This is a genomic window from Micromonospora sp. NPDC048871, from assembly GCF_043198155.1.
Classification (GTDB): Bacteria; Actinomycetota; Actinomycetes; order Mycobacteriales; family Micromonosporaceae; genus Micromonospora.
This window is the reverse complement of sequence record NZ_JBICUM010000003.1, coordinates 193,758-210,673: the sequence shown is the minus strand read 5'-3', so window position 1 is coordinate 210,673 and position 16,916 is coordinate 193,758. Positions and strand designations below refer to the sequence as shown.

Here is a 16,916-nt window from a genome sequence, read left to right as displayed (position 1 = left end):
CGGAAGAGTTGCCGCAGGTAGCCCGCGCACGCGGCGTACAGGTATGAGCAGTACCCTCTACCCCCATGGGGGACCACGACGACCTGCGTAAATTCATCTCTGACCTGGCTGTGGTCCACGGCCGGGTGGTGCTCTCCTCAGGGCAGGAGGCCGACTGGTACGTCGACCTCAGGCGCGTCACACTCCATCACCGGGCGGCACCGTTGGTCGGCCGGGTGATGCGGGAACTGACCGCCGACTGGTCGTACGACGCAGTCGGTGGTCTGACTCTGGGCGCTGATCCGATCGCTCTGTCGATGCTGCACGCTCCCGGACGTCCGTTGGACGCTTTCGTGGTGCGCAAGGCGGGCAAGGCGCACGGGCTACAGCGGAGGATCGAGGGCCCCGAGGTGGCCGGTCGTCGGGTGTTGGCGGTGGAAGACACCTCCACTACCGGTGGAAGTGTGTTGACCGCTGTCGAAGCACTTCGCGAGGCCGGGGCCGATGTCGTGGGGGTGGCCGTAATCGTTGACCGTGGTGCCGGCGATGCGGTGCGAGCCGCCGGATTGTCCTATCGGGCGGCCTATACGTTGGCTGACCTCGGCCTTGTGGCGTAAAAGTTTGCCGATTCGGATCTGCTGATATGCAGGCGGATCGATGCTGCTGGTGGAAGGATGGAATACGTGGGAACTGCGTTGGCCGAAATGACTATGCCTCAGATCTCGCCGCTTGCCGGTGAGCCGATCGAACGTGCCGATGCCGAGCGGCTGGCCGGGGTCCTCAAGGCCCTTGCCGACCCCGCCCGGTTGCGGCTACTCAGCCTGATCCAGTCGGCGCCAGAGGGCGAGGCGTGCGTGTGCGATCTGACCGCACCGCTCGGCCTCTCCCAGCCGACGGTCAGCCACCACCTGCGGATCCTCACCGAGGCCGGCTTGCTGGAGCGGGAGAAGCGCGGTGTGTGGGCCTACTACCGACTGGTCCCGAGCGCGATCGCCACGATCGCCGACCTGCTGACCCCGCCGCGTAAGCGGGCCACCAAGAAGGCTCGCTGACTCGCCGCCGCCTGGTGGCTACCGTGGGCAGCCACCAGGCGGCGAGGTCAGCGCAGCTGTGAGGTCGCGTACGCCTCCTCGGTGAGGTCCTGCGCCGCGCGACGAAGCCGTCGACGCTCGGCGAGGACCATCGCCGCGACCACGGCGACCCCGACCAGGAACAGCGCGACGATGGGCAGGATGTTGTCGCCCGGGGCGTGCAGGTTCCGCTCGTCGGACTGCCATGGCCACAGTGCCCGCAGGCTGCCCAGCAGGGCACCGGACATCACCGCGAGGGTTATCCGGCGGTGCTGTTCCAACAACCATTGAAGCAGCTTGACGAAGAGCGACAGGCCGATCACCATGCCGGTCGCGAAGATCGCCAGGTAGCCGAAGTCGCGATCGTTCAACGCGGTGATCGTCGGCTCGTACAGGCCCACGGTCAGCAGTAGGAACGACCCGGACACCCCGGGCATCACCAGGGCGCAGACCGCCACGGCCGCGGCCACCAACACGATCAGCGGATGCGGATCCAGGGTGGCCTGCGGCAGACCGGTCAAGGCGAACGCGCCCACCGCGGCGAGGACCAGGCCGGTGATCTCCTTCCACTGTTAGGGTGCGCCGGGCACCATGCCGATCAGCAGCGGGATGACCACCTCCCAGTGCACCGTGCCCCAACCGTTCGCCCAAAGCCATGAACAATCCGTTCCGTCGATCGCCGGAGGTCACCCGGACGGCCTCCGGCAAGGGCACCCAGGCTACCGGTACGTGATCCATTCGCCGGGCGTGGTCACAGCCGAGGGTCGACCGGCTCGGACTCACAGGCCAGGATCGCGAAGACGAACTCGTGTCGGCGCCACAGCGGTGCCCCCTCGGCCAGGGCGTCCAGCGCGGCCAGCCCCAGGGCGTGTTCGCGCAGGGCCAGGCCCCGCTTGCGGCCCAGTGACCGGCCCCGCAGGGTGGCCAACTGCCCGGGATCGAGGTAGCTAGGGCCGTAGATGAGGCGCAGATACTCCCGTCCTCGACACTTGATCCCCGGCTGGAGCAGGGCACCCTTGGCGCTGCGGGCGGCCGGGCCGGCGTACGGCTTGACGACCATGCCCTCGCCGCCCTCGGCGGTCAAGGTCGACCACCATTCGGTGGCGGCGCGTACCCCCTCGGTGTCGGAGAGGTCGACCACCTGACGACGGGTGGGGGTGAACAACCCCGGGTCCGCCGCGCAGAGCCGGTCGGCCAGGGCCAGGTGCCAGCCGTGATCCCGGTCGGCGTAGCTGGCCTTCCGGCCCGCCAGCACCGCGAAGGGTGCCAGGGTCACGCCCCGCAGGCCCTCCGTCGGACGCACGTACGCCCGGTAGGCCGCCGTGTAGGCCAGCAGGTCGTCGCGTCGCCCGGCCATCCGCTCGCGTAGGGCCCCCACCTCCAGCCCTCGGTCGGCTGCCGCATCCAGCGCGGCCAAGGCGGCCGGCAAGGCCGCCCGACCGGCGGCGCCGACGCTCGCGTACTGCTCACGGATCAGTCCCTCGGCCTTGGCCGACCAGGGCAACACCTCGCAGTCCAGCAGCAGCCAGTCGGTGTCCAACTCCTCCCACAGCCCGGCGGCGGACACTGCGGCCCGGACCCGGGTCAGCAGATCGGCCTCCAACCCGGCCGGGAAGAAGGGCCTGCCGGTGCGGGTGTGCACCACCCCGCGGCCCGGCGAGAACGGGCCGCCCTCGTCCTCCCGGCAGACCAGCACGACCGCCCGGGAGCCCATGTGCTTCTCCTCGCAGATCACCCGGTCCACCCCGGCCGCCCGGTAGTCGGCGAAGGCCTCCGCCGGATGCTCCAGGTAACCGTCGAGCTTCGAGGTCGAGCAGGGCGCCATGGTCGGCGGCAGCCACACCAGCCAGCGGGGATCGACCGCGAAGCGGCTCATCACCTCCAACGCGGCGGCGGCGTTCTCCGCCGGCACGGTCAGCGAGCCGTACGGGTGCTCGATGTGCCGGCGGCCGACCACATCGGTCAGTTCCAGCACCTCGTCCGGTCGGGCGGGTGCGGCGGTCAGCGGGCGGACCGGGGCGTACCACTCACGCTCCGCCGGTACCCCCACCAACTCCCGTTCCGGGTAGCGCAGGGCGGTCAGCCGGCCACCGAACACGCAGCCGGTGTCGATGCAGATGGTGTTGTTGACCCATTCCGGCTCCGGAGTGGGGGTGTGGCCGTAGACCACCGTGGCCGTACCCCGGTACTCCCGGGCCCAGGGGTAGCGCACCGGCAGGCCGTACTCGTCGGTCTCCCCGGTGGTCTCGCCGTACAGGGCGAAGGCGCGTACCCGCCCGGAGGCCCGGCCCTGGTATTCCTCCTTGAGCCCGGCGTGGGCCACCACCAACCGGCCGCCGTCGAGCACGTAGTGGCTGACCAGGCCGTCGACGAAGGCGGCCACCTCGGCGCTGAACTCTGCCGGCTCGGCGGCCAGCTGTTCCAGGGTCTCCGCCAGGCCGTGGGCCACCTTCACCGTGCGCCCGCGCAGACTGCGCAGCAGCTTCTGCTCGTGGTTGCCGGGCACGCAGAGGGCGTGCCCGGCCGCGACCATGCCCATCACCAGGCGGAGCACCCCCGGGGAGTCCGGGCCCCGGTCCACCAGGTCCCCCACGAACACTGCGGTACGCCCCGCCGGGTGGGTGGCGTCGACCGGCCGACCGGCCTCGTCGCGGTGCACCTGCCAACCCAGCCGGTCCAGCAGCCTCTCCAACTCGGCGCGGCAGCCGTGCACGTCACCGACGATGTCGAAGGGCCCGGTCAGCTCCCGCCGGTCGTTGAACAGCCGCTCGATGCGGATCTGGGCGGCCTCGATCTCCTCGACCCCCCGCAGCACATGCACCTTGCGGAAACCCTCCCGAGCCAACTGGGAGTACGTCCGGCGCAGGTCGCGGGACATCCGGGCCAGCACCTGCCGACCGAAGGTCCGGTCGGCTCGGGCCTCGGTACGCGCCCAGGCCAACTCCTCCGGTACGTCCAGCACGATCGCCACCGGCAGGACGTCGTGTTCCCGGGCCACCCGGACCAGGGCGGCCCGGGCGTGCGGCTGGAGGTTCGTGGCGTCGACGACGGTCAGCCGACCGGCCCGCAGTCGCTTGCCGGCCACGTAGTACAGCGCGTCGAAGGCGTCCGCCGAGGCGGACTGGTCGTTCTCGTCGTCGGCGACCATCGCCCGGAAGGCGTCCGAGGAGAGCACCTGGCTGGGCGCGAAGTGCCGGCGGGCGAAGGTGGACTTGCCGGACCCGGAGACGCCGACCAGCGCCACCAGCGACAGCTCAGGCACATCCAGTACAGCCATCGCACCTCCTTGAAAGGAAGGGCCCCTTGTTAACGCCTCCGGTAGAGCAGGGGCCCCCTGTTAACACTCAGGTCCGGGTGAACACGGCCAGTTGGGTCGGCGCCCCCAGCCCGGGGTCCACCTCGCCGATCCCGCGTACGACCGCCGAGTAGCCGTAGGTCGTGCAGACCCGGTCCACCCACCCGGCGAACTCCGTACGGGTCCACTCGAAGCGGTGGTCGCCGTGCCGGAAGCCGCCCGCGGACAGACCCTCGTACCGGAGGTTGTACTCCACGTTGGGGGTGGTCACCACGACCGTGGTCGGTCGGGCGTGACCGAAGACGGTGTCCTCCAACGCCGGCAGCCGGGGCGGATCGAGGTGCTCGACGACCTCCATCAACACGGCGGCGTCGTACCCGCGCAGCCGCTCGTCCCGGTAGGTCAGGGCGGACTGGTGCAGGGTGACCCGGTTGCGTTGCCGCTCGGGGAGCCGGTCTAGGCGCAGCCGACGAGCGGCCAGGTCCAGGGCCCGGGTCGAGACGTCCGTGCCGACGATCTCGGTGAACCGGCGGTCTCCGATCAGGGTGGCCAGCAGGGCACCGGAACCACACCCCAGATCCAGTACCCGCTGGGCACCGGCCTCGACCAGCGCGGCGTGCACCGCCTCGCGTCGCTGGGCGGCCAGGGAGGCCCGGGGGGTCGGCTGGTCGGTCGCCTCCTCCTCGCCGCCCGGCTCGTCCGTGGGGCACTGTGCGGCCAGCCGTTCCAGGGCCTGGGCGGCCAGCGCCCGCCGGTGGGCCAGGTAGCGGCGCACGATCAAGGCGCGCTCCGGGTGGTCGGCCAGCCAACCGGCACCCACCCGCAGCAGCTTGTCCACCTCGTCCGGCGTCACCCAGTAGTGCTTCGCGTCGTCCAGCACGGGCAGCATGACGTACAGGTGGTGCAGGGCCTCGGCCACCCGCAGGGTGCCGGTGAGGGTGAGGTCGAGGTACGGGCTGTCACCCCACTGCGGGTGCCCCTCGTCCAAGGCGATGGGGGTGGCCGTGACCTGCCAGCCTAGCGGAGTGAACAACCGGGCGGCGACCTCGGCGCCACCCCGGCAGCGCAGCACGGGCACCCGGACTTCCAGCGGAATGGGGGTGGCGGCCAACTCCGGGCGTTCCCGGGAGTCGCCCCGCAGGGCCGACCGGTACACCCGCGACAGGGCGGAGGCGAGCAGGCTGGACGCGGCGTACGGCCGGTCGTTGACGTACCGCCCGAGGGTGAAGTCTGCCGGGGTGGTGGTCGGCTGCCGCCCACGACCCCTGCCCCGCGCGGCGGCCAGCTTCGTGGGGTCGACCTCAAGCAGGAGGGCGGCCGTGCAGCGTGCATCGTCGGCCTGCGGATAGAAGACGTGCGCGGTACCGACCGGCAGGTCGAAGGCGTGCGTACGACCGGGATGCTTGACCAGCAGGTGACCGAGGTCGGTCGCCGGCCGGTGGGTGGTGGTCAGGGTCAGCAGCACCGGCCCATGGTGTCAGCTCGATCGATCTTGCGTCGCCCCGATTCTCGGGTCAGCGGTAGTCCTCCTCGTCGGCGGCGACCACCCGGGCCTGCTCCATCGCGTCCCAGTCGTCGACCTCGAAGCCGCGGTGCGGTTCCTCTTCACCGTGCGCGGGGTCGATGACGGCGGCCTGCTCGATGGCGTCGGCCGGCTCAGCCTCCAGGTCGCGCTCCTCCGGGCCGAGGTGGTCGCCGGGGGCGAAGTCCTCTTCGGGCTGACCCATTCGATGCCTCCGGGTAATCGGTGGACAGTTCCCACCCACCGTACGGGCTGAGTCGGCACCTCGCTGGGAACCGACCTGCCGGGCGCGTGAGGGTACGCCGTACTCGCAGGTCAGTCGGGCCGAACCGGCCCGCCGGCGGCTACCCGGTGCCAGGATGTTGTCGTGGGCTTCCTCATCCGACTGGCGACGACCGCGGTCGCACTGTGGGTCACCACGTTGATCGTGCCCGGGGTCGAGGTGACCGGACGCAGGTTCTCCGACACCGCCTTCACCCTGATCATCGTGGCGTTGATCTTCGGGGTGATCAACGCGGTGCTCAAGCCGGTCATCAAGGTGGTGGGCTGTGTCTTCTACCTGGCGACTCTCGGCCTGTTCGCCCTGGTGGTCAATGCTCTGCTGTTCCTGCTGACCGACTGGATAGCGGGGTCGCTGGACCTGCCGTTCCATGTCCGGGGCTTCTGGGCGGCCTTCTGGGGCGCCATCGTGATGGCCGTGGTCACCTGGCTGATCAGTGTCATCGTGCCGGACTCGATGGATCGACGGTGAACCCCCGGCGCGCTGGCCCGGTTGTGCCCGGCTGTGTGAGCTACGGGATACTTCCCGCGGAGGACAGCGCGGTCCGGCGTGCCCATTGGATTCAGGCGCCGTAAACCGGCACGCAAGGAGAACAGCGGCCGCACGGCCGACAGCGGCAAGTAAGGAGCGTTCGACATGCCCATCGCTTCCCCCGAGGCTTACGCCGAGATGCTGGACCGCGCCAAGGCGGGCCGGTACGCGTACCCGGCGATCAACGTGACGTCCTCGCAGACGCTCAACGCGGCGCTCAAGGGCTTCGCCGACGCGGAGAGCGACGGCATCATCCAGGTCTCCACCGGTGGCGCCGAGTACCTCTCCGGCCCCTCGATCAAGGACATGGTCACCGGCGCGGTGGCGTTCGCCGCGTACGCGCACGAGGTGGCCAAGAAGTACCCGGTCAACATCGCCCTGCACACCGACCACTGCCCCAAGGACAAGCTGGACAAGTTCGTCCGGCCGCTGATGGCCATCTCCCAGGAGCGGGTGAAGGCCGGCCAGGAGCCGCTGTTCCAGTCGCACATGTGGGACGGCTCGGCCGTGCCGGTGGCGGAGAACCTGGAGATCGCCGAGCAGCTGCTCGCCGAGGCAGCCAAGGGCAAGATCGTCCTGGAGATCGAGGTCGGCGTCGTCGGCGGCGAGGAGGACGGTGTCGAGAACGCCATCAACGACAAGCTCTACACCACCGTCGAGGACGGCCTGGCCATGGTCGAGGCGCTCGGCCTGGGCGAGAAGGGCCGCTACATGGCGGCGCTGACCTTCGGCAACGTGCACGGGGTCTACAAGCCGGGCAACGTCAAGCTCCGCCCCGAGGTGCTCAAGCACATCCAGGAGGCGGTCGGCGCCAAGTACGGCAAGGAGAAGCCGCTCAGCCTGGTCTTCCACGGTGGCTCCGGCTCGCTGCTGTCGGAGATCCGCGAGGCCCTGGACTACGGCGTGGTGAAGATGAACATCGACACCGACACCCAGTACACCTTCTCCCGCCCGGTCGCCGACCACATGTTCCGCAACTACGACGGCGTACTCAAGGTCGACGGCGAGGTCGGCAACAAGAAGATGTACGACCCGCGGGTGTGGGGCAAGGCCGCCGAGGCCGGCATGGCCGCCCGGGTGGCGGAGGCCTGCGAGCACCTGCGCTCGACCGGTACCACGATGACCAAGTGACGCACTGACGTCGTGACGACGGCGGCCAGACTCCCTCCCGGAGCCCCTGGCCGCCGTCGCTTTGTTAATAGGGGGCCCTTCCTCTACCGGAGGCGTTAATAAGGTGCCCTTCCTTACCGCAGCAGGAGCCGGACGGCCTCGTGGGCGTCGTCGGTCAGGTGCACCGTGCCGGACAGGTCACCGAACGGGGAGCCGGCCAGCAGCGGGCGCAGCAGGGCCTCCACCGGCAGTTCCTCCGTCCAGTAGGTGCGGTCCAGGAAGACGTACGCCCCACTGGCCCCGTCGGTGCCGTAGTAGGTCTTGGTAGCCGCCTGGAACACCTCCTGCACCGTGCCGGCCCGGCCGGGGGCGAAGACGATTCCGCCTCGGGCCAGCCGCAGGATGGTGTCCTCCCGGATGGCGTTCGAGAAGTACTTGGCGATCCGCCCGGCGAACAGGTTCGCCGGTTCGTGGCCGTAGAGCCAGGTGGGAACGGCCAGCCCGCCGCAGTGGGCCCAGTCCAGGTCACCGGTGGCCAGCTCGGTCGAGTCGGCCCGGTACGCCGTCAGCGGATCGGTGCCCTCCGGTGGTGGGGTGACTGACCGGCCGTACAGTTCCCGGACCCGAAGGGCCGCCGCCGTGTACCGGTCGTGGTCGGTGTAGTCGGGGGCGGTGGCCAGCAGGTCGATGGCGGCGGTCAGGTCCTCGGCCGGGCGGGTCGACAGGTAGGCGCCCAGGTTGGCGGCCTCCATCACCCCCGGCCCCCCACCGGTGACCACCAGCCGCTGAGCCCGCGCCAGCTCCCGGCCGAGCACCGCGGCCATCCGGTACGACCGGCTGCCCCGGCGTACCGCGTGCCCGCCCATCACCCCCACCACCGACTGCGGCCCGTGCGCGGTCAGCCAGGCGCGGGTGGCGTCGGCCAGGGCGTTGTCCACCCCGTGGTCGTGCAGCCGCTGGCTGAGGGCCTCCCGCACGTCGGGCAGGGCCCCGCCGTGGTCCCGGAAGTGCGCGTACACCCGGTTGTCGTACATCGCCTGGTAGCCGCCCTCGGCGAAGCCGGCGGCCAGCTCCTCCGGGGTGTAGAGGTGCGGCGGCTGGGTCGGGTAGGGCAGCCCGGAGAAGGGGGGCACCACGTTGGCGCCGCGCCGGACCAGGTCGGCGCCGACCTGTCGGGAGGCGAAGCGGCAGCCGACGAAGAGGGTCCCGGCCACCTCGACGGAGGTGAAGTCGGGGACCGGCGCCAGATCCAGCCGAAGCCCTTGAATGGTCAGCCCGACCAGGCTTCCGCCGGCCAGCCGCCGATCGAATTCGGCCCGGGTCTGAATCTCGTTCGTCCAGGTGTGCGGCTCGATGACGTCCGCGGGGGGTGGGGTCGGCACCCGGTCATCCTGCCCGGCCGGTTCAACCCGCGCCGAGCGGCCCCGGCCCGGATTCCGGCGGCCTGACCGGGGCCTGTGGGCCGATCGGTCGGCGCGCCTGCCGGACCCGCTCGCACACCCTCGCGCGAAGCGGGTTGAATGGGGCGATGCAGAACCTCCTACCTGAGCCACCCGCCACCCTCCTGCCCGCCCACGAGGAGGCCGACGCCGCCCTGGCGGCGGCGGAGCAGGCCGGCAGCGACGAGGCGTACACCGCCGCGGCGGGCCGGTTCCCGAACCACAGCGCCGCCTGGGCGGCACTGGCCACCCGGGCCTTCGCCGAGGACCAGGCCGTCACGGCGTACGCGTACGCCCGTACCGGCTACCACCGTGGCCTGGACCAGCTGCGCCGCAACGGCTGGAAGGGGCACGGTCCGGTGCCCTGGTCGCACAAGCCGAACCGGGGCTTCCTGCGGTGCCTGTACGTGCTGTCCCGGGCTGCGGACGAGATCGGCGAGGCCGACGAGGCGGCCCGCTGTGCCCAGTTCCTCCGCGACTGCGACCCGGCCGCAGCCGACGCCCTGGCCAGCAACTGACCCACCTGGCCGCGCTGCGACGCTGACGCCGCCAGGCATGATCGCGCTCGATCTCGGATCGAGTGGTCTCCCGCGCTCTGGAAGCCACTCGATCCCGGATCGAGCGCGCCGCTCCCCGCCCGGGTCTACAGGCCCTCGGCGACCGCTGCGGCGATCTTTAGCCAGGCGTCTCGGGTGGCCGCGGAGAGTCCGGCGTACCGGATGGGTTCGCCGGTGTCGATGAGCCGCTCGTACGGGGCCAGCAGCACCGCCCGGGTGCGCGCGGCGAAGTGCTCCTGGATGGCCGGCAGGTCGATCTCCTTGCGCGAGGGCGGCATCGAGACCACCGTCACCGCCTGCCGGACCAGCCGTTGCCGTCCGCTCTGCTCCAGATGGTCGAGCATCCGGGCGGCGGTCTCGGCCGAGTCGTTACGGGCCGACATGGTGACCACCAGTTGATCGGTGGCGTCCATCGCCGCCTGCCAGTTCTGCGCCCGGACGTTGTTGCCGGTGTCCACGAAGATCAACTTGTAGAACCGGCTGACCACCTCGCGGATCTCACCGAAGGCCGCGGCGGTGAGCATCTCGCCACCGGTAGCGGACTCGTCCGAGGCCAGCACGTCGAACATGCCCTCGCCCTGCGAGCGGACGTACTGCGACAGGTCCCCGACCCGGCCGTGCGCCCCGTGGAACTGCCCCAGATCACGCAGCAGGTCCCGCACCGTACGGGAGTGGAAGTCCTGCTGGGCCCGCATCCCCAGGGTGCCCTGGGTCTCGTTGTTGTCCCAGGCCAGCACGTAACCGCCACGCTTCTGCCCGAAGGTCATGGCGAGCAGCAGGATGGCCACCGTCTTGCCGGCCCCACCCTTGGGGTTGACCACGGTGACCTGACGCAGCCCACCGAAGTTGCGCCGCACCATCTCGATGTCCCGCTTGAGTTCCAGCTCGTGCCGACCCGGTGGCAGCTTCACCAGGCCGGTCTTGTTGACCACCGCGCGGAGCCCGATGGTCGCCACCGGTTCGGTGGGGCGTACCTGCCGCCGCCGGGCGAAGTCCTCCGCGGTGGGTGCCCCGCCGGTCTCCTGGGTCCAACCCTGGTCGGCGTACCCGGGAGGGGTCCGGGAGGCGGTCTCCACCGGCTGATACGGCGCGGTGGCCGCCGGCGGGCCCTGCTGCTGCCAGGACGCCGGCTGCCAGGCCGGTTGTGGTGGGAAGGGACCGGGCGGGGTCGCATACGCCGGCCCGACCTGAGGTGCTCCCGGCCCGACCTGGGGTGCGGCCGGCCCGGGAGGGGGCGCGACGGGCGTCCTACCGTCGGCCGAGGGCGCTGGCACCTGCGCTGCGGCCGTGAAGGGCGGCACCTGGGCGGTGGCCGTCAGAGGCGGCCCTGGCTGGAGTACGGGCGACTCGACGGCCTCCGGGTCGCCGTGCTGCGCCGAGGTCGCGTGCCGTCCCTGCTCACCGTGCTGCGGTGCCACGGCATAGCCGCCCTGCTGGGCCGAGGAGTCGCCGCCCTGGTGGGCCGAGGGGTCACCGTGCGGGTGTGCCGGGGTGAGGGGCTGATGCGGGCCGGGCTGTGGGGGTACCGCCGGGCCGGGCTGCGGGGGTATCGCGGCGCCGGAGAAGGGGGCGGTGGGAATCGGCGGCAGCGGCTGGGCCCGTCCGGCCCAGGTGGGGCGTGGTGTGACCGCGGAGGCCACCCCCCGCTCGCCGGTCTCCGGCGGGGTGGCGGCACCGGACCGCTGCGGTGGTTGCGCCCAGGGGGACTCCGCCGTCGGTCGGGCCGGTGTCGGCTCGCCGCCGTCCGGAGCGGTCTCCGGCGCGGAGTCCGGGTGAGCCGGGTCCGCGTTGTCGTTGGCCGTGGACGCCGCACCCTCCCGGTTCGGGGTAAGGGCGGTCGGCGGGTCGAGGGTGAACGGCAGGTTCAGGTCGACCTGACCGGCCTCCGGCTGAGGCCCGACGGGCACCACGGCCCGCCCCGACGCGGCGGCGGTGCCGGCACTGTCCGCCCCCGGCCCCCAAGCGCTGCCCTCAGCCCCTGGACCCCAAGCGCTGCCCGATCCGGCGGTGGTGCCGGCGCTGTCCGTGTCCGACCCCCATGCGCTGCCCGACGCGGCGAAGTCCGGACCGGCGGGCACCCCCGGATCCGGTTGGTTGGCCGTGGCCGGTGCCCAACCGCTGGCGACCGGCCCGCCGGTCAGCGAGGGGTAATCGGCCGGCGAGGGGGGTACGGCGTTCGGGTACCCGCCCGGCACCCCCGGCTGGGTGGCCGAGGGCACCGGGTGTACGCCGGGCGGCGTGGCCGGATGTACGCCGGGTGGTGTGGTCGGGCGGACACCGGGTGGTGTGGCGGCGGGCGGCGGTGGATCCCATCCGGACGCGCCGAAGCCGTCGATCTGGTCCGGTGGCCAGAGTGGTTCGATGTCCCGTTCCGGCACCCCATGCTGGCCGGGCGCGGGCACCCGGTCGGCGTTCTCGTCCACCACGGTTCCTCCCCATTCCTCCAGCCGAGGATAGGCCCACCGGCCGATCTCGGCCGCCGGTGCGGGACGCGGTCAGGCGGTCCAGACCGCCCAGGCCCCCGGCTCGGTCCACCAGGACCGCTTACGGGTCAACTCAGCCTGCACACCGTCGTCCAGGTAGGGCAGTGCGGCATCGTCGCGGGGCAGCACGGAGGCGGCCCGGCCACGTGCCCGGCGTACCTCCAGGCGTACCCGCCGACGGCCCAGCCGGGACCGGGTGACCACCGGTACGGCCACCGCCACCTCGACCAGCCCGTCGGTCGGATCCGGGTCGGCCAGCAGGGTTACCTCGTCGAGCCGGGCGTAGCCCCCTGCGTTGCCGATCACGCAGGCCAGCAGGGGATCGTCGCCGTTGGACAGGACGGCGTCGTCGACCTCGACCCGGCCGCGCCAGTGCAGGGGTCGCCCGTCCTCACTGGCCGCCCCGAGCAGGGCGCCGTCCAGGGTGACCGAGCCGCCGTCGTTGCGCAGCAGATCGAGCCGCCGGGGGGTGCCGTCGAGTACCGCGGCGGCCACCCCCGCCGGGTCGCGCGGCAGGCCGAGCTGCGCGGCCAGGTCACGGTGGGTGGTGCTGCGGGCCGGGTCCAGCGGCAGTACGCCGATCGGCGGCAGGTCCGGCACGGTCCGGTTGCCGGCCAGGTCCGCCGGGCGACGGCTGGGGGGTGGGGCGTACCGCCGGACCAGTCGGCGCAGCACGGCGCGCAACTGTGCGTCACCGGCGACGGCCACCACCAGGCGGGTCTTGGAGTCCGGATCCGGCCAGGTGAGGCCGTCGGGCCGGGCCGGGCCGTCGAGCCGGGCCAGCACCTCGTCGATCTCCGCGTCCGACCGGGCCGTCACCGTCTCGACCCGGGCACCCCGGGCGGTCAGCGCGTCCGCACAGGCCAACACGGGTACGCGGGGGGTCTCGCAACGCTCCTCACGGTCCTTGGCAGCCGCCGTCACCGCACCGCCACAGCAGGCTTCGCCGCTGCCGCACCCAGCTCCGGGAGCGTCCCGCTCCGAGCCCAGTGTGAGCAGCACCACGTCGTACACGGGTAGCTCCTCCTGCTTATCGCGCGACCCCTGCCGGTCGTGCCGTCACTACTTGTTAACCTGACACCCCGGGCTCGCTGACCGGTCGCCATCTGGCACCCGAGCCTTCTGGAGGCGAGAAGATGCCAGCGATCGTGCTCCTCGGCGCTCAGTGGGGCGACGAGGGCAAGGGCAAGGTTACCGACCAGCTGGGTGAGCGGGTCGACTACGTCGTCCGTTACTCGGGCGGCAACAACGCAGGCCACACGGTGATCACCCCGGACGGCCAGAAGTACGCCCTGCACCTCATGCCCTCGGGGGCACTCTCCCCGAACGCCGTGATCGTCATCGGCAACGGTGTGGTGGTCGACCCGAAGGTGCTGCTCAGCGAGATCGACGGGCTGGCCGAGCGGGGCGTCGACGTCTCCCGGCTCCGGATCTCCGGCGACGCACACCTGATCATGCCGCACCACCGGGCGCTGGACCGGGTGGTGGAGCGCTACCTGGGCAGCTCCCGCATCGGCACCACCGGCCGGGGCATCGGCCCCGCGTACGGCGACAAGGTCGCCCGGATGGGCATCCGGGTGCAGGACCTGCTCGACCCGGGCATCCTGCGCAAGAAGCTGGAACTCGCGCTGCGCGAGAAGAACCAGGTGATGTTCAAGGTCTACAACCGCAAGGGCATCGACCTGGACGCCACCATCGAGGAGTACCTGGAGTACGCGGAGCGGCTGCGGCCGTACATCGCGGAGACCCGGTCGATGCTCTGGGACGCCCTGGACCGGGGCGACACCGTCCTGCTGGAGGGTGCCCAGGCCACCATGCTCGACATGGACCACGGCACCTACCCCTTCGTCACCTCGTCGAACCCGACGGCCGGCGGGGCGTGTGTGGGCGCGGGCATCCCGCCGACCGCCATCACGAAGGTGATCGCGGTGAGCAAGGCGTACACCACCCGGGTCGGCTCGGGCCCCTTCCCGACCGAACTGTTCGACGACAACGGCGCCCACCTGCGCAAGGTCGGCCACGAGTACGGCACCACCACCGGCCGGGAACGTCGCTGCGGCTGGTTCGACGCCGTGGTCGCCCGCTACGCCTGCCGCCTGAACGGCGTCACCGACCTGGTGATCACCAAGCTGGACGTGCTGACCGGCCTGGCCACGGTCCCCATCTGCGTCGGGTACGAGATCAACGGCAAGCGGGTCGACGACATGCCGATGACCCAGACCGACTTCCACCATGCCACCCCGATCTACGAGGAGCACGACGGCTGGTCGGAGGACATCACCAAGGCCAGGACCGAGGAAGACCTCCCGGAGAACGCCCGGCGCTACATCGCCCGCATCGAGGAACTCTGCAACACCAAGGTCTCAGTGGTAGGCGTAGGCCCCGGCCGCGAAGAAAACGTAACCCGCCATCCCCTCCTTCCCTGACCCCCTCTCCCCTTTCCGTGTTGATCGAAAGGTTTGGTCTCGGTTAGCCGGATCTGAGACGTAAACCTCTTGATCAACAGGGGTCGGGGTGGGGGTGGGTAGGATTCCGGGTCGTGCGGGTTTTGTTGCTGGGTGGTGGCGGGCGGGAGCATGCGCTCGCGCTGCGGCTTGCCGAGGATGCGTCCGTTTCCGAGTTGATCTGTGCGCCGGGTAACCCCGGGATCGCGCAGGTCGCCCAACAGCGGTCGGTGGACATCGTCGATCCGGGTGCCGTCACGGCGCTCGCCGTCGAGGTGGCCGCGGACCTGGTGGTGATCGGGCCGGAGGCGCCGCTGGTCGCCGGGGTAGCCGACGCGGTACGCGCCAAGGGCATCCCGGTGTTCGGCCCGAGCGGCGAGGCGGCCCGGCTGGAAGGGTCGAAGACCTTCGCCAAGGACGTGATGACCGCCGCCGGAGTCCCCACCGCACGGGCCTACACCTGCACCGAGGAGCAGAGCGTCGGCCGGGCGCTCGACGAGTTCGGCCCGCCGTACGTGGTGAAGAACGACGGGCTCGCCGCCGGCAAGGGGGTCGTCGTCACCGAGGACCGGGCGGCGGCACTGGAGCACGCCCGGCAGTGCGGTCGGGTGGTGATCGAGGAGTACCTCGCCGGGCCTGAGGTGTCGCTGTTCGTGGTGACCGACGGGGACGCGGCCGTGCCGCTGCTGCCGGCCCAGGACTTCAAGCGGGTCGGCGACGGCGACACCGGCCCGAACACCGGGGGCATGGGGGCGTACGCTCCGCTGCCCTGGGCCCCGGCCGGTCTGGTCGACGAGGTCATGCGCGACGTGGTGTACCCGACCCTGACCGAGATGCGTCGCCGGGGCACCCCCTTCGCCGGTCTGCTCTACGTCGGGCTGGCGATCACCGCCAAGGGCCCTCGGGTGATCGAGTTCAACGCCCGCTTCGGTGACCCGGAGACCCAGGTGGTGCTGGCTCTGCTGGAGACTCCGCTGGCCGGGCTGCTGCACGCCGCCGCCACCGGCACCCTGGCCGAGCACCCGCCGCTGCGCTGGCGTCCCGGTGCCGCCGTCACCGTGGTGGTCGCCGCCGAGGGTTACCCGGCCAAGCCGCGTACCGGTGACGTGATCACCGGGGCGGACCGCCCCGGGATCATCCACGCCGGCACCCGTCAGGACCCCGACGGCGCCTTGCTCTCCGCCGGGGGCCGGGTCCTCTGCGGTACGGCCACCGGCGAGAACCTGGCCGCCGCGCGCGATGCGGCCTACCAGTTGGTACGCGAGGTGACCCTGGAAGGCTCGCATCACCGCTCCGACATCGCCGCCGTCGCGATCGAAGGCGGCATCGTCATCCCCCACTGACCAGCGCCGGTGCCACCACGGGCGGTGGCGATGTCGTCTGGACCGGTGGTGCTGGTGCCCGCCCGGACCGAGGAGGCACGGTGAGTGGGTTCTCCACGCTGGTGACCGTGGTGGCACTGGGTGGGGCCCTGCTGCTGCTCGTGGCCGGGGTCGGTCATGCCGTGCACCCGCAGCGGGTCCGGGCCCTGCTGGCCCGGCAGGCTCTGCTGCCCTCCGTGATGCAAACCTGGGCCGGCCGGCTGCTGGGCGCCACCGAGGTGGGTCTGGCCCTGGTGGTCCTCGGTGTCGTGCTGCTCGCCCCGCACCTGTCCGCCGCCGGGTACGCCCTGCTGGCGGGCACCTACCTCGTCTTGGCGGGCTACGCCGAGGTGCTCCGAAGGCGTCGCCCCGGTACTCCCTGCGGCTGCCTGGCGGGTGCCCGATCCACCGGCCTCCCGGTGGTGATCCGCGCGCTGATCTTCGCGGCGGCAGCCGCTGCCGCAGCCGGGTCGGTCGCCGTGGCGGCAGCGGCATCCCAAGCCGAGTCGGTGCTCCGACCCGGTCTCGAAGTGTGGCTGGCCGCCGGCGTGACGGCCACCGCCGGATGGCTGGTGCCGGAACTGTTCTGACTCCACTGTGGTCTTGGCCTCAGCCGAGGGCGACAAAGCCGCACAGAACTCCAAGATCAGGTTTAGTCGCTTCGAAGGGATCTACCCACCGAGAATCGACGCCCTGAATCGGCGATTTGGATTGGTCCGGGGGGTAAAGCCCGAAGCCGTGCCGGGCCAAGATTTTGGTCGCATAAGGACATTGCCCCAAATGCCGTGCAGGACATTGCTTTCCCTGGTGCCGTTGCTACGGTCTGACCACCAGGAAGGGAGATC

General features: G+C 71.4%; 15 protein-coding genes. 8 read left to right on the top strand and 7 right to left on the bottom strand.

Translation table 11 applies throughout. The annotated features are described in order from the left end of the window. Positions 1 to 65 precede the first annotated feature (65 nt). Both ACGFIK_RS09905 and ACGFIK_RS09900 read left to right on the top strand, forming a co-directional pair. Complete coding sequence (locus ACGFIK_RS09905) at positions 66 to 596, top strand: orotate phosphoribosyltransferase (protein WP_327023401.1); 531 nt, start codon at positions 66 to 68, stop codon at positions 594 to 596. Between the two features lie 57 nt (positions 597 to 653). Next, entirely contained in the window at positions 654 to 1,031 is a 378-nt protein-coding gene (locus tag ACGFIK_RS09900; RefSeq protein ID WP_007454255.1) for a helix-turn-helix transcriptional regulator, read from the top strand. A gap of 47 nt (positions 1,032 to 1,078) precedes the next feature. Here the strand turns inward: ACGFIK_RS09900 and ACGFIK_RS09895 are convergent, their stop codons facing one another. From ACGFIK_RS09895 to ACGFIK_RS09880, 4 genes are all read right to left on the bottom strand, one after another. Continuing rightward, entirely contained in the window at positions 1,079 to 1,609 is a 531-nt protein-coding gene (locus tag ACGFIK_RS09895) for an undecaprenyl phosphate translocase family protein (protein WP_327027322.1), read from the bottom strand. Positions 1,610 to 1,800: 191 nt separating this feature from the next. Continuing rightward, complete coding sequence (locus tag ACGFIK_RS09890; RefSeq protein ID WP_327023400.1) at positions 1,801 to 4,326, bottom strand: polynucleotide kinase-phosphatase; 2,526 nt, start codon at positions 4,324 to 4,326, stop codon at positions 1,801 to 1,803. A gap of 67 nt (positions 4,327 to 4,393) precedes the next feature. Next, complete coding sequence (locus ACGFIK_RS09885; protein WP_327023399.1) at positions 4,394 to 5,809, bottom strand: 3' terminal RNA ribose 2'-O-methyltransferase Hen1; 1,416 nt, start codon at positions 5,807 to 5,809, stop codon at positions 4,394 to 4,396. Positions 5,810 to 5,858: 49 nt separating this feature from the next. After that, complete coding sequence (locus ACGFIK_RS09880) at positions 5,859 to 6,071, bottom strand: hypothetical protein (RefSeq protein WP_327023398.1); 213 nt, start codon at positions 6,069 to 6,071, stop codon at positions 5,859 to 5,861. Positions 6,072 to 6,233: 162 nt separating this feature from the next. Here ACGFIK_RS09880 and ACGFIK_RS09875 point away from each other — a divergent pair, with 162 nt between their 5' ends. Both ACGFIK_RS09875 and fbaA read left to right on the top strand, forming a co-directional pair. Further along, positions 6,234 to 6,617 carry a phage holin family protein gene (locus ACGFIK_RS09875; protein ID WP_327023397.1) on the top strand — a complete coding sequence of 128 codons (384 nt, stop codon included), beginning with the start codon at positions 6,234 to 6,236 and terminating at the stop codon, positions 6,615 to 6,617. 165 nt (positions 6,618 to 6,782) lie between these two features. Continuing rightward, on the top strand, positions 6,783 to 7,808 hold the full coding sequence (gene fbaA, locus ACGFIK_RS09870) for a class II fructose-bisphosphate aldolase (RefSeq protein ID WP_203221708.1): 1,026 nt from the start codon (positions 6,783 to 6,785) through the stop codon (positions 7,806 to 7,808). Between the two features lie 113 nt (positions 7,809 to 7,921). Here fbaA and ACGFIK_RS09865 read toward each other — a convergent pair whose 3' ends face one another. After that, on the bottom strand, positions 7,922 to 9,169 hold the full coding sequence (locus tag ACGFIK_RS09865) for a hypothetical protein (RefSeq protein WP_327023396.1): 1,248 nt from the start codon (positions 9,167 to 9,169) through the stop codon (positions 7,922 to 7,924). A gap of 146 nt (positions 9,170 to 9,315) precedes the next feature. Between ACGFIK_RS09865 and ACGFIK_RS09860 the strand changes: the two genes are divergently transcribed. Beyond that, positions 9,316 to 9,744, top strand: a complete 429-nt coding sequence (locus ACGFIK_RS09860; protein WP_327023395.1) for a DUF3151 domain-containing protein — start codon at positions 9,316 to 9,318, stop codon at positions 9,742 to 9,744. 125 nt (positions 9,745 to 9,869) lie between these two features. Here the strand turns inward: ACGFIK_RS09860 and ACGFIK_RS09855 are convergent, their stop codons facing one another. Both ACGFIK_RS09855 and ACGFIK_RS09850 read right to left on the bottom strand, forming a co-directional pair. Then, a complete protein-coding gene (locus ACGFIK_RS09855; RefSeq protein WP_393338993.1) occupies positions 9,870 to 11,861 on the bottom strand; it encodes a chromosome partitioning protein in 1,992 nt (663 codons plus the stop codon). Positions 11,862 to 12,278: 417 nt separating this feature from the next. After that, on the bottom strand, positions 12,279 to 13,280 hold the full coding sequence (locus tag ACGFIK_RS09850; RefSeq protein WP_327023393.1) for a hypothetical protein: 1,002 nt from the start codon (positions 13,278 to 13,280) through the stop codon (positions 12,279 to 12,281). 122 nt (positions 13,281 to 13,402) lie between these two features. On the opposite strand from ACGFIK_RS09850, the gene ACGFIK_RS09845 reads away from it, so the two are divergent. The 3 genes from ACGFIK_RS09845 to ACGFIK_RS09835 all read left to right on the top strand — a co-directional run bounded on the left by ACGFIK_RS09845 (position 13,403) and on the right by ACGFIK_RS09835 (position 16,661). Next, positions 13,403 to 14,692 (top strand): adenylosuccinate synthase, encoded by a 1,290-nt coding sequence (locus ACGFIK_RS09845; protein ID WP_327023392.1) that lies wholly within the window; start codon positions 13,403 to 13,405, stop codon positions 14,690 to 14,692. Positions 14,693 to 14,805: 113 nt separating this feature from the next. Continuing rightward, entirely contained in the window at positions 14,806 to 16,053 is a 1,248-nt protein-coding gene (purD, locus tag ACGFIK_RS09840; protein ID WP_327023391.1) for a phosphoribosylamine--glycine ligase, read from the top strand. An 80-nt stretch (positions 16,054 to 16,133) separates the two neighbouring features. Next, the gene (locus tag ACGFIK_RS09835; protein WP_327023390.1) at positions 16,134 to 16,661 is read left to right on the top strand and encodes a MauE/DoxX family redox-associated membrane protein; all 528 of its coding nucleotides are present in this window, start codon (positions 16,134 to 16,136) and stop codon (positions 16,659 to 16,661) included. Positions 16,662 to 16,916: the final 255 nt, after the last annotated feature.